Source organism: Ancylobacter sp. 3268 (genome assembly GCF_031456575.1).
Taxonomy (GTDB): Bacteria; Pseudomonadota; Alphaproteobacteria; order Rhizobiales; family Xanthobacteraceae; genus Ancylobacter.
This window is the reverse complement of sequence record NZ_JAVDUX010000006.1, coordinates 58,402-71,943: the sequence shown is the minus strand read 5'-3', so window position 1 is coordinate 71,943 and position 13,542 is coordinate 58,402. Positions and strand designations below refer to the sequence as shown.

General features: G+C 69.4%; 15 protein-coding genes. 7 read left to right on the top strand and 8 right to left on the bottom strand.

The window, feature by feature from the left end; all coding sequences use genetic code 11:
* Positions 1-27 precede the first annotated feature (27 nt).
* Complete coding sequence (locus J2X65_RS10375) at positions 28-201, top strand: hypothetical protein (protein WP_310200836.1); 174 nt, start codon at positions 28-30, stop codon at positions 199-201.
* An 11-nt stretch (positions 202-212) separates the two neighbouring features.
* On the opposite strand, the gene J2X65_RS10370 is transcribed toward J2X65_RS10375, so the two are convergent.
* The 3 genes from J2X65_RS10370 to J2X65_RS10360 form a co-directional block, all read right to left on the bottom strand.
* On the bottom strand, positions 213-758 hold the full coding sequence (locus J2X65_RS10370) for a DUF1254 domain-containing protein (protein WP_310200835.1): 546 nt from the start codon (positions 756-758) through the stop codon (positions 213-215).
* Positions 755-1,330 (bottom strand): DUF1214 domain-containing protein, encoded by a 576-nt coding sequence (locus J2X65_RS10365; protein ID WP_310200834.1) that lies wholly within the window; start codon positions 1,328-1,330, stop codon positions 755-757. The genes J2X65_RS10370 and J2X65_RS10365 overlap by 4 nt, the downstream gene beginning before the upstream one ends.
* Positions 1,331-1,391: 61 nt before the next feature.
* On the bottom strand, positions 1,392-3,623 hold the full coding sequence (locus J2X65_RS10360) for a transglycosylase domain-containing protein (protein WP_404977693.1): 2,232 nt from the start codon (positions 3,621-3,623) through the stop codon (positions 1,392-1,394).
* Positions 3,624-3,818: 195 nt separating this feature from the next.
* Between J2X65_RS10360 and J2X65_RS10355 the strand changes: the two genes are divergently transcribed.
* Entirely contained in the window at positions 3,819-4,364 is a 546-nt protein-coding gene (locus tag J2X65_RS10355) for a YcgN family cysteine cluster protein (RefSeq protein WP_310200832.1), read from the top strand.
* On the opposite strand, the gene J2X65_RS10350 is transcribed toward J2X65_RS10355, so the two are convergent.
* From J2X65_RS10350 to J2X65_RS10340, 3 genes are all read right to left on the bottom strand, one after another.
* A complete protein-coding gene (locus J2X65_RS10350; protein WP_310200831.1) occupies positions 4,356-4,937 on the bottom strand; it encodes a LysE family transporter in 582 nt (193 codons plus the stop codon). The two genes, J2X65_RS10355 and J2X65_RS10350, sit on opposite strands and share 9 nt — an antisense overlap.
* A gap of 87 nt (positions 4,938-5,024) precedes the next feature.
* On the bottom strand, positions 5,025-6,161 hold the full coding sequence (locus J2X65_RS10345) for an alpha-hydroxy acid oxidase (RefSeq protein WP_310200830.1): 1,137 nt from the start codon (positions 6,159-6,161) through the stop codon (positions 5,025-5,027).
* A gap of 60 nt (positions 6,162-6,221) precedes the next feature.
* Positions 6,222-7,904, bottom strand: a complete 1,683-nt coding sequence (locus tag J2X65_RS10340) for an L-lactate permease (protein WP_310200829.1) — start codon at positions 7,902-7,904, stop codon at positions 6,222-6,224.
* Positions 7,905-8,138: 234 nt separating this feature from the next.
* Between J2X65_RS10340 and J2X65_RS10335 the strand changes: the two genes are divergently transcribed.
* Positions 8,139-8,906, top strand: a complete 768-nt coding sequence (locus J2X65_RS10335) for an FCD domain-containing protein (RefSeq protein WP_310200828.1) — start codon at positions 8,139-8,141, stop codon at positions 8,904-8,906.
* A 3-nt stretch (positions 8,907-8,909) separates the two neighbouring features.
* On the opposite strand, the gene dcd is transcribed toward J2X65_RS10335, so the two are convergent.
* Positions 8,910-9,467 carry a dCTP deaminase gene (gene dcd / locus J2X65_RS10330; RefSeq protein WP_310200827.1) on the bottom strand — a complete coding sequence of 186 codons (558 nt, stop codon included), beginning with the start codon at positions 9,465-9,467 and terminating at the stop codon, positions 8,910-8,912.
* A 179-nt stretch (positions 9,468-9,646) separates the two neighbouring features.
* Here dcd and J2X65_RS10325 point away from each other — a divergent pair, with 179 nt between their 5' ends.
* Together J2X65_RS10325 and J2X65_RS10320 are read left to right on the top strand one after the other, a co-directional pair.
* Entirely contained in the window at positions 9,647-10,219 is a 573-nt protein-coding gene (locus tag J2X65_RS10325; RefSeq protein WP_310200826.1) for an NADPH-dependent FMN reductase, read from the top strand.
* Between the two features lie 124 nt (positions 10,220-10,343).
* Entirely contained in the window at positions 10,344-10,919 is a 576-nt protein-coding gene (locus J2X65_RS10320) for a TetR/AcrR family transcriptional regulator (protein WP_310201057.1), read from the top strand.
* Here the strand turns inward: J2X65_RS10320 and J2X65_RS10315 are convergent.
* Complete coding sequence (locus J2X65_RS10315; RefSeq protein WP_310200825.1) at positions 10,916-11,335, bottom strand: DUF1801 domain-containing protein; 420 nt, start codon at positions 11,333-11,335, stop codon at positions 10,916-10,918. The two genes, J2X65_RS10320 and J2X65_RS10315, sit on opposite strands and share 4 nt — an antisense overlap.
* A gap of 333 nt (positions 11,336-11,668) precedes the next feature.
* Between J2X65_RS10315 and J2X65_RS10310 the strand changes: the two genes are divergently transcribed.
* A complete protein-coding gene (locus J2X65_RS10310; RefSeq protein WP_310200824.1) occupies positions 11,669-12,214 on the top strand; it encodes a hypothetical protein in 546 nt (181 codons plus the stop codon).
* Positions 12,183-13,502, top strand: coding sequence for a terminase large subunit domain-containing protein (locus tag J2X65_RS10305; protein ID WP_310200823.1), 1,320 nt, complete (start codon positions 12,183-12,185; stop codon positions 13,500-13,502). The genes J2X65_RS10310 and J2X65_RS10305 overlap by 32 nt, the downstream gene beginning before the upstream one ends.
* The last annotated feature ends 40 nt before the right edge of the window (positions 13,503-13,542 follow it).

The following is a 13,542-nucleotide window of genomic DNA, read 5'->3' as shown; positions in this document are numbered from 1 at the left end:
GGTTTGGCTGAAGGTCGGAGACGCAGAATGGGTTCGGTCGTACCGTTTCCTGCCTCCCGCAAGCTACGCGTGCGGCGTGATCGTCGCCGGGAGCCCGTATTACCCGTGTCGGCGAAAGTGGTGATCCTGCCGGCCATCCGCATTTCGCGCACGGTGCCGCCGCCTGCGGCCACCGCGAGCGCGGCGCCGCCCAAGGCCTGAGCGCAGGCGGTTCAGGGGGCGGGGGTGCAGCTCGCCGAAGCGATCGCGGCTTTCACTTCGTCGCGGGCGCCGCGTTCGCGTGCCATGCCGCGGATGACGACGATGCCTTGCTGCGACGGCGATTCCACCACCAGCCGATCGGCGACCGTCACCTCCTCGTCTTCCGGCATCGCCGCCTTCTGGCGGGCATTCATCAGGTCGAGCTCGATGACGGTGCGTCCGGCGGAGCGGTCATTGATGGCGTAAAACGGCAGGCCGTATCGCGTGTAGAAGGAAATCGAGGTGTAGTCCTCCGTCGTCGGCGTGCGGACCTTCAGCGGGCCTTCGGTGAGATCGTAGAGGCATACCGCCGTGACGAAGGCCGGATCGGAGGCCGGCAGCGCGGTTGCGAGGGTGCGCGGATCCTCGATCAGGGCGATCGCGTTCACCTGGCCGACGCCGGACAGCCGCGCATAGGCGTCGCGTTCCGCCACATAGGGCATGATCAGCACGCCGATGAGGTGGACGATGGCGCCGAGCACCAGGCCGGCGAGGATGGGAACCACCAGACGCTTCACGGGCAGCGCTCCGTGATCAGCTTCGGCATGTCCGGCGCGTCGCTGGTGCGGCTGGCGAGGCCGACCGGCGCGTCATAGAGGCGCAGGGTCAGCACCAGGCGATCGCGGGCGCCGGTGGGGAGCCAGTTGCCGGCGCGCGCCCGCGGGCCCAGCGCGACATCGACGGTGCCGTCGCGATTCCACACCACTTCCGTCGAGGTGAAGCCATGACGGTCGGCGGCGTTGTCGACGAGATTGCCGTCATGGTCCGTGAGCGTCAGCGTCCAGAACCGCGCCTGCGGCACGGTGCCGGAGAGCCGGATGTCGCAGCGCCCGTCCAGCGACTTGCCGCTGTCGTCGGTGGTGGCGACGAAAGCCAGTCCGTCGGCGAGCTCCAGCGGCAGTTCCCCGGCGCGGGCCAGCGCCGCGCGGGCATAGGGATCGGCGTCTTCGGTGCCGGCCCTGGGCCACGCCTTCCACGCCCCGGCATGCACCACGCCGGGGCCGTAGCCGTTGGCGGTGGCGAACCAGACGAGGCCGAGGCCGACGACGGCGCCGATGGCGAGGGTCAGGATGAAGAGCAGCGGACGCACGGTCGGGACGAATCCGGTATCAGGAGCGCGATGCCAGCAATGGAACTGCCGGCGGCGAGGGTCAATTGCGGTCGATGGCCGGGGTGGCGTCGGCGCCGGCGAACTGTTCGCTGGCCGGCAGCGAGGCGCTCGGCCGGCGCGCGGCCTCGGCCGCCAGGCGCATCCGCTCCGACAGCGCCATCAGCCGCACCGCCGAGGCGGGAGCGAGGGTGACCGGGCGCTGGAAGCCGTCAATATCCAGCGGCGCGGCCTCCGCCACCGCCCCGTCGAGCTTCGGCGCCGGCTGGTTGCCGAGGCCGGGCGTCGGCTTGAGCTCGATGCCCTGATGCGCGAAGGCCATCACCTTCTGCCAGGTCATCGCCGGCAGCGAGCCGCCGGTCATCTTGCGGGTCGGGGTGAAGTCGTCATTGCCGAACCAGATGGCGCCGGCATAGTTGCCGGTGAAGCCGACGAACCAGGCGTCGCGATAGGCATTGGTGGTGCCGGTCTTGCCGGAGACCTTGGTGCCGGGGATCATGGCCCGCCGGCCGGTGCCGTTCTCCACCACGCTGTTGAGCATCGGATTGATCATGGCGATGATGTTCTCCGGGATCACGCGGTGCGGCTTCGGCCCGTTGCGGTCGAAGTTCCACACCGGCTCGCCGGCCGGGGTGCGCATCTCCAATATGGCGTGCGGGTCCACCGACATGCCGTTATTGGCGAAGACGGCATAGCCGGTCGCCTGGTCGATCACCGTCACCTCGGCGGCACCGAGCGGCAGGGCGCGAGTGATCTTCAATTCGCTCTTCACCCCCATGGCATGGGCGAGGTCGACGATGCGCCCGCGCCCGATCGCCTCGGCGAGTTTCACCGCCACGGTGTTGAGCGAGCGGGTCAGGGCCTGGATGAGCGGCAGGCGGCCGGCATAGGAGCGGCCGTAATTCTGCGGGCACCAGTTGCCGATGCAGATCGGCCCGTCCACCACCATGGTCTGCGGGGTGTATTTCCCGGTCATCAGCGCGGCGGTGTAGACATAGGGCTTGAAGGACGAGCCAGGCTGGCGCAGCGCGTCGGTGGCGCGGTTGAACTGGCTCTCGCCATAGTCGCGCCCGCCGACCATGGCGCGCACGGCGCCGTTCGGCTCCAGCACCACCATGGCCGACTGGCTGGCGCCGTAATCCTTGCCGAACTGCTTCAGGCTGTCGCGGATCGCGGTGTCGGCCGCCTTCTGGATGTTGGGATCGAGCGCGGTGCGCACCACGAAGGAGCGCTCGGCATAGGATTTCGGCAGGGTCTCAACCACGGTCTTCACCTGATCGAAAGCGTAGTCGAGATAGTAGTCCGGCGTGTCTTCCTGCTTGCGGTTGATCGGGGTCGCCGGGTTGCGGCGGGCGCCGAACACCTGGCCCTCGGTCATGAAGCCGGCATCGACGAGATTGTCGAGCACCACCGAGGCGCGCCCGCGCGCCGCCGGCAGGTTGATGTGCGGGGCGAATTTCGACGGCGCCTTGAACAGGCCGGCCAGCATGGCCGCCTCGGCCAGCGTGACCTCGCGGGCGGACTTGCCGAAATAATACTGCGCCGCCGCGTCCACCCCGAAGGCGCCGCCGCCCATATAGGCGCGGTCGAGATAGAGCTTCAGGATCTGGTTCTTGGTGAGGTGGAACTCCAGCCACAGCGCCAGGAAGGCTTCCTTGATCTTGCGCTCCAGCGTGCGCTCGTTCGACAGGAACAGGTTCTTGGCCAATTGCTGGGTGAGCGAGGAGCCGCCCTGCACCACGCCGCCGGCGCGGGCATTCGACAGCACCGCCCGGAAGGTGCCGGGGATATCGATGCCGAAATGCTCGTAGAAGCGCCGGTCCTCGGTGGCGAGCACCGCCTTGATCAGATGATCGGGGAACTCCTCCAGCGGCACGGTGTCGTTGTGGCGGATGCCGCGCTCGCCGATGGTGTTGCCATAGCGGTCGAGAAAGGTCACCGACAGCTCGGAACGCTTCAGCCAGTCATCCGAGGTCTCGTGGAAGGCCGGGATGGCGAGCGCCAGCATCAGCACCGCGCCGACCGCGCCCCAGGTCATGCCCTCCGAGGCGATCTCGACGCCCCAGCGGGCCGGCCCCTGCAGGTTGAAGCGCTCGGTGAAGGCGACGAAGGAATCCCATCCGGCGCGCAACCGCACGCCGCCGGTATAGATGGTCGAATCGATCCAGGAATCGACGGCAAGAAGGAGGTTGCGCAGGCGTCGGCGACGCGGCCGTTCCCCGCCGGGAGAGGAGTTTTCCGACCCCGCGCCTCCCGCAGGAGCCCCGTCCTTCATCGACCCGTCGTCCAAGCCACGCTCTCCGCGAGGTACTCTACCCGTCCGCCCTTATAGCCGAGACGTCCGGGGCACACCACTTGAGGGTGCGGGCTCGCCATGGCGGCACGTCGAAGCTATCTAAGGTTTGATTGCCAAGCCGTGAAGCGGGGCGACCGCCGAGAGGCGGAGCGTTTCCCGCCCCCGAGAGGTCCGATGACTGCCGAAACCGCCCACGCCTCGGATGCCGAACTCCCGGATCTGCCGTTCTGGAAGCGCAAGCCGCTGGAAGCGATGAGCGCCGAGGAGTGGGAGAGCCTGTGCGACGGCTGCGGGCGCTGCTGCCTGGTGAAATTGCAGGACGAGGACACCGAGGCGATCGCCTATACCGACATAGGCTGCCAGTTGCTCGACGATTTCGGCTGCCGCTGCCGCGACTATCCCAACCGTCAGGCGCAGGTGCCGGACTGCGTGCGGCTGACCCCGGAGGTGGTGCGCACGCTGGACTGGCTGCCGCCCTCCTGCGGCTACCGGCTGATCGCCGAGGGGCGCGACCTCTATTGGTGGCACCCTCTCGTCTCCGGCGACCGCGACACCGTGCATGCCGCCGGCGTCTCGGTGCGCGGCCGGGTGGCGGCGCTGGAGGACGAACTGCCGCTGGAGGACTTCGTCGACCACATGGTGCGCTGGCCGCTGCGCCTGCCGAAGGGGGCGGCGAGCCGCCGCCGCAAGGGAGAAGCTGGCCGGGCGCGCTCAGCGTAGCAGCGGCGACGTCAGCAGCAGGGCCGCGAAGCCGGCGACGGCGGCGGCGGCGATGCGCGGGACGATATGACCGCGCCCGCTCGCACCCGCGGCGCGGCCGGCGAGCGTTCCGATGCCGATCCACCCCAGCGCCACCAGCGCGCAGAGCCCAGCGAAGCCGGCGAGATAGGGCCACACCCGCTCCGTGCCCAACGGCACCACGCCGAGCGCGAACAGGATCGCCTTGGGATTGAGCAGGGTGGTGAGGAACACCCGCGAGGGCGTCACCACCCGGCCGACCGCGCCGGGCGCGTTGCCGGAGCGCTGCCACAGCGACCAGGCGGTGGTGAGGAGGTAGAGCCCGACGACGAGGCGCAGCCCCAGGCCGAGGATCGGCGAGGCGGCGATGGCCGGCCCCAGCACCAGGCCGAGCAGGCTGATCGAGACGAGATAGCCGCCGATCTCGGCCGGCATCAGCGGCAGCGCGCGGCGCATGCCGCCAGCGGCACCGGCGGTGGCGAGCAGCGTGTTGGTGGGACCGGGTGTGGCGAGGATCGCCAGCACGGCGAGGGCGAACAGGATGGGATCGGTCATGCCGCCCTGTCTAGGCCACGGCGAGCGCCGGCGGCATCCGGCACTCTGCGCATCCGCAACCGTGCCGATGCCGGAAGCGTGCGGACGTCAGAGCGCCAGCACGCTCTTGTCGACGTTCTTGATGTCCTTGGTGCCGGTGAGCGCCATGGAGACGTCGAGCTCCCGGCGGATGATCTCGATGGCCTGCGCCACGCCCTTCTGGCCGCCGGCCGCCAGCGACCACAGGAACGACTTGCCCATCATGCAGCCCTTTGCGCCCAGCGCCACGGCCTTCAGCACGTCCTGGCCGGACTGGATGCCGCCGTCGAACCAGATCTCGCTGCGGCCGCCGCCGACGGCGTCGACGATCTTCGGCAGCGCCGAGATAGAGGACACCGCGCCGTCGAGCTGGCGGCCGCCATGGTTCGACACCACGATGGCGTCGGCGCCGGTCTGCGCCGCGATCTTGGCGTCCTCGACGTCGAGCACGCCCTTGAGGATCAGCTTGCCCGGCCAGATGGAGCGTACCCATTCGACGTCCTTCCACGACAGGGAGGGGTCGAACTGGCCGGCGATCCACTGGGAGAGCGTCGTCAGGCTGTCGCTCTCCTTGCGCACCGCGAGATTGCCGAAGCTATGGCGCTTGCCCATCAGCACGCTCATCGCCCAGGCCGGTTTGGTGGCGATGTCGATGGCGTTGGCGAGGGTGAGCTTGGGCGGGACGGCGAGGCCGTTCTTGATGTCCATGTGGCGCTGGCCCTGGATCTGCAGATCGAGGGTGAGCACCAGCGCCGAGCATTTCGCCGCCTTGGCGCGCTCGATCAGCGATTCGGAGAATTTGCGGTCGCGCATCACATAGAGCTGGAACCAGAACGGCTTCGACACCGCCGCCGCCACGTCCTCGATCGAGCAGATCGACATGGTGGAGAGCGTGAAGGGAATGCCGGCGGCCTGCGCGGCGCGGCAGCCATGGATCTCGCCGTCGCCATGGAACAGGCCGGTTAGGCCGGTGGGGGCGATGGCGAGCGGCAGGGCGACCTCCTCGCCGATCATCGTCGTCCTGGTCGAGCGCTCGGAGACGTCGATCATCACCCGCTGGCGCAGCGGGATGGCGTCGAGGTCGGCCTTGTTGGCCTTGAGGGTGGTCTCGTCATAGGAGCCGCGGTCGGCATAGTGGAAGATCGCGCGCGGCACCTTCTTCATGGCGATGGCGCGAAGATCCCGGATATTCGTGACGGTGGCCATTGGCCCGGCTCCTATACTGCCAAAGAGGAGGGGAGGCGCCGCGGCCTCCCCTTCGTGACGTCAATTATGGATCACCAGTGCCGTGAACGGCCACAGGTGAGCCTGGGCGCTGACGAGCAGGCCGACCAGCACCGCCAGCGCGATGGAGTGGAAGAACACATAGCGCAGAATGGTGCCTTCCGAGTTCTGCCAGCCGGTGGCGGTGGAGGCGACGACGATCGACTGGGCGTCGATCATCTTGCCCATCACCCCGCCCGAGGAGTTCGCCGCCGCCATCAGCACCGGCGACAGGCCGAGCTGCTGCGAGGTGATCTTCTGCAGGCCGCCGAACAGCACGTTCGACGCGGTGTCCGACCCCGTCAGCGCGACGCCGAGCCAGCCGAGCAGCGTGCCGAACAGCGGGTAGAACGGCCCGGTGGCGGCGAAGGCGAGGCCGAGCGTGGCGTCGAGGCCGGAGTAGCGGGTGAGGAAGCCCAGCGCCAGCATGATGGCGATAGTGGCCAGCGAATAGCGCACCTTCCACAGCGTGCGGGCATAGATCTTCGCCAGCGCCAGCGGCGAGAAGCCCATGGCGAGGCCGGCGACGACGGCGGAGATGAAGATGCCGGTGCCGGTCATCGACAGGATGTTGAAGTTGAACACCGCGGCTTCGGCATGCGCCTCGGCGACCACCGGCGGCACCTTGAAGACCAGATTGTGCAGGCCGCTCATCTCGAACTTGCGGATGAAGAACCCGTCCAGCAGCGCCTTCACCTGCGGGATGCCCCAGGCGAACACGAACACGGTGAGGATGCCCCAGGGCAGCCAGGCCTTGACCAGCGCGCCGGTGGAGGGGCGGGCGGTGGTGAAATCGGTGGCACCCTTGGTGGTGGTGCCTTCCGAGCCGTCGCCATTCTCGCGGCCCTTCAGCGCCGTCGAGGTCCAGATCTTCTTCGGCTGCCAGACGCGCAGGAAGCCGACGAGGCAGAGCATGGAGACGATGGCGGCCACCACGTCCACCAGCCAGGGGCCGTGATAGTTCGACACCAGGAATTGCGGGATGGCGAAGGACACGCCGCAGACGAGGATGGCGGGCCAGATCTCCAGCATGCCGCGCCAGCCGGCGAAGGCCCAGATGAGCCAGAACGGCACGATGAGCGAGAAGAACGGCAGCTGGCGGCCGATCATCGCCGACAGGTCCATCAGATCGAGCCCGGTGACGGCGGCAAGCGCGATGACCGGCGTGCCGAGCGCGCCATAGGCGACCGGCGCGGTGTTGGCGATCAGTGACAGGCCGGAGGCGGCGAGCGGCGAGAAGCCGAGGCCGATCAGCAGCGCCGCCGTCACCGCGACCGGGGTGCCGAAGCCGGCCGCGCCCTCGAAGAAGGCGCCGAACGAGAACGCGATCAGCAGGAGCTGGAGCCGGCGGTCGCCGGTGATGCCGGCGATCGAGCGCTGCAGGGTGGTGAACGACCCGTTGGCCTCGGTCATCTGGTGCAGGAAGATGATGTTGAGGACGATCCAGCCGATCGGCATCAAGCCATACATGGCGCCGTAACCGGCGGCGATGCCGGCCTTTTCCGTCGGCATGCCGAACACGAACACCGCGATGACGAAGGCGGCGACAAGGCCGGCGAAGGCGGCGACGTGCGCCTTCATGTGCAGGAAGCCGAGGCCGACGAGCATGACGACCACGGGGACGGCCGCGAACAGCGTCGACAGGGCGAGGCTGCCGAACGGGTCGTAAATCTGATTCCAGGTCAAGATCCGTTTCCTCCGAGAGAACCTTCCGGACTTGGCGTCCGTTTTTCGCGTTCGCGATTGGGTGCCGGCCGGCGGCACCTTGACCCCGCCCCGTTGGGGAAGGTGGTAACAGGAATGTTGCTTGGTAAAATTACCTTACCAATCGAGTCAACTGGTCAGTCGCTTAGCTCTTCGTTGTAGACGCGGGTGCCGGAAAATGAAAAAAGCAGCGGGACATCAGTTCGGAGCAGGAAGATGACCGCGCGGCTGCGCACGCCGAAACTGGCCGAGGCCATTGCCGAGCACATCGAGCGGCTGATCCTCGAAGGCGTGCTGCGTCCCGGCGAGCGGCTGGCGAGCGAGCGCGATCTCTCCGAGCAGCTGGAGGTTTCGCGCCCTTCGCTGCGCGATGCGCTGCAAATCCTCGAGGAGCGCGGACTTCTGGCGATCGGCCGCGACGGCACGCGGGTGACGCAGTTCCTCGCCCCGCTCACCGAGCCGCTCGCAGGGCTGCTGCATGCCAACGAGCAGGTGACGGCCGACTATTTCGAGTATCGCGAGGCGGTGGAGCGCAAGGCGACCGGGCTTGCCGCGGTGCGGGCCAGCGACCCCGAACGGCAGGCGATCCGCGACTGCCTCGCCGAGATGCAGGCGGCCTACGACGCCAACGACGCCACCCGCGAGGCGGAGGCGGACATCGTGCTGCACCGGCTGATCTACGGCGCCTCGCACAACCTCGTCATCCTGCACGTCATGCGCGCCTTCAGCGAGATGCTGCGGCGGGACATCTTCTTCAACCGGACGCAGCTGTTCGCGATCGACGAGTTCCGCGAGGAATTGCTCAGCCAGCACAAGGCGATAGGCCAGGCGGTGATCGAGGGTGACGCGACAGGGGCGGAAGAGGCGGCGCTGCGCCACCTCGTCTATACTGGCCAGAGCGTCGAGCGCTTCCGTCGCGACGAGGCGCGCACCAGCCTGGCGCTGCGGCGGCTCAACCGCTCGACCTTGATTTCCGGCGGCTGACCGCTACCCGGCGGCGCGCTGGCCGGCGAACTGGCCGCGATAGCCGGTCTCCGGCACCCCCAGCGTCTGCTCCAGGATCAGCTGGCACACCTTCATGCCCGTCCGCAGGCGGATGGGGCGCGGACCCAGATTGATGATCTCGAGCTGGATGCGGCCGGTCGATCCGGCATGGATGGTCGGCGCCGTCAGATGCACGATCAGCCCGATGCGGGCCAGCGAGCTCTTGCCCTCCACCCGCGCGGCAAGGCGGGCGCCGGGCATCAGGTCGACCTTCTCGCAGGTCCAGCCCAGCACCAGCCGGCCGGGATCGAGCACGAAGCCCTGCTCGCCGATCTCGATATCGCCGGCCATGGCAAGGATCGCCTCGCGGAAACTGTAGCCGGGGCCGGCGGGATCGATGACCGGGTCCTCCCCCTCCGCCGGCGGGCGATAGAGGGTGAGCAGGGAATCAAGCCGCAGATCGACGCCGTTCGGCGCATAGAACTCCGCCGGCGGCGGCGGATCGATGCGGAGCAGGCCGGCGGCCAGGGCGTCGCGAATGTCGCGATCGGTCAGGATCAAGGGCAGGCACCCCGTTTACGCGAGACAAGCCCATGATCGGTAACATGATTGCCGGCTGCGCGCGAGGGTGGCGTCGCAGCGCAAATCTGTTGCAGCCGCGAAACGCCGCTTGCGCAGCAAAGACCACCTATGAAATGATACCGGTGAGTATCATTCATTCCCAGGAGACGTTCTTTCCCATGTCCGCTCGTTTCAAGCTTCTCGGCATTTCCGGCAGCCTGCGCGCTGCTTCCTTCTCCACCGCCGTCCTCGAGGCCCTCAAGGCGGCGCTGGCGGACAAGGCGGAACTGACCGTCTATCGCCTGAACGACGTGCCGCTCTACAATCAGGACGAGGACACCGCCACCCCGCCGGCCGGCGCCGCGGCGCTGCGCGCGGCCATTGCCGAGGCGGACGGCGTGATCTTCTCCTCGCCGGAATATAATTTCGGCACCTCCGGCGCGATGAAGAATGCCATCGACTGGGGCTCGCGTCCCTATGCCAAGGGCGCGCTGCTCGGCAAGCCGGTACTGGTCGTCACCTCCTCGCCCGGCTCGACCGGCGGCATCCGCGCCCAGGCGCAGCTGCGCGAGTCGCTCACCGCCGCCGGCGCCCGCGTCGCCGTGGTGCCGCATGTCGCGGTGCCGGCCGTCGCCGAGAAGGTGAAGGATGGCGCCTTCACCGACGAGAAGACCAAGAATTTCGTGCTCAGCGGCGTCGATGCGCTCATCACCGAGATCCGTTTCGTCCAGCACCTGAAGCAGGGGGCCTGAGACGGACCCGGACGACCATAGCGGCGCCGGCGAGCCGGCGCTCGCGTCGCAGGCGGCGGCGCGCTCCACCGCCCGTCGCTGCTCCAGCCGCCGCACCGGCCGCGGGCAGGCGACCTGCGAGCGGCTGCGCCGCATCGCCGCCTGCCTGTTCGTCGCCCGTGGCTATGACGGGGTGAGCCTCGACGAGATCGTCCAGGCCGCCGGCGGGTCCAAGACCAACATCTACGCCTTCTATGGCGGCAAGGAGGGCTTGTTCGTCGCCGCCATAGAGGACGCCCTGACCGAGGTGCTGCGGCCGCTCGCCGGGGCGCAGACCGAGGGGCTGGGGCTGGAGGCGGGGCTGACCCGGCTCGGCCGGGCGCTGATCGACGCGCTGCTGACCCCGCCGGCGCTGGCGCTGCACCGCACGCTGGTGGGCGAGGCCGGGCGCTTTCCCCGACTCGGCGCCGCCTGGTATGCCGCCGGCCCGGCGACCTCGCAGGCGATTTTCGCCGCCTTCCTCGCCCGCCGGCTGGCCGCGCGGCCGGAGTCGGAGGGGCCGGACGTTACGCTGCTGGCCCGGCTGTTCCACGATATGGTGGCCGGCGACCTGCACCACCGGGCACTGTTCGAGCCCGAGCCGGCCGGCGAGGCCGAGCGCGCGGCGGCGGTGGGCGCGGCGGTGCAGGCGGTGCGGGCACTGGCTGGGCCCGGCCGCTAGGATCGCCGTGAGCCGCTCGGTTGCCGCGTCTTGGAGCGGTTCAGCGCGACGGCCGCGCGAAGCAGGGCACGGAACGCCTCTTCATCGAGTGCATCGCCCTGGTGAAGATCGATGGCGCGCCGCGCATTGCCGTCGAGGCCGGCATTGAACAGGCCCGACGGATCGGTAAGCGCGGCGCCCTTGGCGAAGGTGAGCTTCACCGCGTTCCTGTAGGTTTCGCCGGTGCAGATCATGCCATCGCGATACCAGACCGGAACGCCGCGCCATTTCCATTCCTCGACCACATCGGGGATCGCCTGCCTGATGAGCCCGCGGACATGCGCCAGCGTTTCGCCTCTCCAGTCGCCCAGTTCCGCGATGTGCGCGTCGATCCGCTGCGAGGGAGAGGGAGCGCTGGTAATGGCGCTGGCTTGCATGTCTTGGGTTCCTTCTCCGGTCGCCACCGGTGGCGGCGCGGGGCGGCTCGGCGGCCGCCGGACCGCCGCAGCTTAGCCGTGGCGGCGCGGCCTCGCGAGTCCGCGCCGGGCGCCAGGGATGGCGGCGGCGATCGTGCACGCATAAAGTGTGAGAAAATTTCCGGGTGTAGGAATAAATGCCTTGACAGCGTGACGCTGCCCGGGTACGTTTTCGTCATGCTCCACAATTGCGTCCGGGGCCGGCGGTGCCGGGGAGGGCGCCCATTCGTCAGCCGGCCGCAAGGCCGGCTTTTTTATTGTGGCGGGGCCGAGATTCCAGGGGAACCACGGATCATGACGATACCCAAGCGCGACGTCTCGCCCGAGGCGATCGAGGAAGCGCGCCGGCTCTACGAGCATACCCGCGTGCCGAACCAGCACATTGCCGACCTGCTCGGCATCAGCCGCTCGACGCTGAATGTCCGCGTCGGCCATTGGGGCTGGAAGCGGCGCAAGGATCGGCTGGCGGCCGAGCCCGGCCCCGGCCCCGGCCCCGGCCCGGCCGAGAGCGCCTCCGCCGCACCCGCAGCGGAGGGGCCGATGTCGCGCCGGCTGCTGATCGCCCGGCTGGTGGCGCGCATGGAGAGCGAGATCGCCGCCGTCGAGCGGCTGTTGGCGCGCGCCGGGCTGAACGCCAACCGCAGCGGCGCCGATGCCGAGCGGGCGGCGCGCACGCTCGCCGTGCTGGTGCGCTCGCTGCGCGAACTCGCCGCCATCGCCCGCGACGAGGATGAGGATGCCGGGGACGCCAGCGCCAATGACATGTTCCGTGACGCCGATGCCTACCGACGCGAACTTGCGGAAGCTCTTGAGCGCGTGCTGGCGGAGCGGGCGGCTTGACGAGGCGGTCGCCGGGCTCAGCCCCGGCGTATCGCACTGGCTGCTGCATTGCTGGAGCCTGCTGGCGCGGCCGGCGCAGCTGCCGCCCGAGCTTTCGCAGGGGAGAAGCGACTGGACCACCTGGCTGGTGATGGGCGGGCGTGGTGCCGGCAAGACCCGCGCCGGTGCCGAATGGGTGCGCGGGCTGGCGCTCGGCGCGCCGGGATTTTCCGCCCGCCCCGCCGGACGGATCGCCCTCGTCGCCGAGACCTTCGCCGATATGCGCGAGGTGATGGTGGAGGGGGTGTCGGGCCTGATGGCGGTGCATCCGCGCCACGAGCGCCCGCGCTGGGAGCCGACCCGCCGCCGGCTGGAATGGCCGAACGGGGCGATCGCGCAGGGGTTTTCCGCCGACGACCCGGAAAGCCTGCGCGGCCCGCAATTCGATGCCGCCTGGTGCGACGAGCTCGCCAAATGGCGCTATGCCGAGGCGACCTTCGACATGCTGCAATTCGGGCTGCGGCTGGGCGAGCGGCCGCGGCAGATGGTGACGACGACGCCGCGCGCCACCGCGCTGATGCGGCGGCTGATCGCCGACCCGACGACCGCCATCACCCGGATGGGCACGGCCGAGAACGCCGCGCATCTGGCGCCGACCTTCCTGGAGGCGGTGGTCGGGCGCTATGCCGGCACGCGGCTCGGACGGCAGGAACTGGAAGGCGAGCTGATCGAGGACCGCGCCGACGCGCTGTGGAACCGGGCGGGGATCGAGGCGGCCCGCGAGGAGGCGGCGCCGCCGCTGACGCGCATCGTGGTGGCGGTCGATCCGCCGGCCTCCTCACGCAAGGGGGCGGATGCCTGCGGCATTGTCGCCGCCGGGCTCGACGGCGAGGGCATGGTGCATGTGCTCGCCGACGACAGCGGCCACGGACTGACGCCGGGCGCCTGGGGCGCGCGGACGGTGGCGCTGTTCCATCGGCTCGCCGCCGACCGGGTGGTGGTGGAGGTGAACCAGGGCGGCGAGATGGTGCGCACCATCCTCGCCGGCATCGACCCCGCTTTGCCGGTCGCCGAGGTGCGGGCGACGCGCGGCAAATGGCTGCGCGCCGAGCCGGTGGCGGCGCTCTACGAGCGTGGCCGGGTGCGCCATGCCGGGATGTTTCCGGCGCTGGAGGACGAGCTCTGCGATTTCGGCCCGGACGGGCTGTCCGGCGGACGCTCGCCCGACCGGCTCGACGCGCTGGTCTGGGCGATCACCGCGCTGGCGCTCGGCCCGAAAGAGAACGCGCCGCGGGTGAGGCGCGTGTAACGCGACGCGTTTCGGCACGGCACGACATTCCGATTTCGAG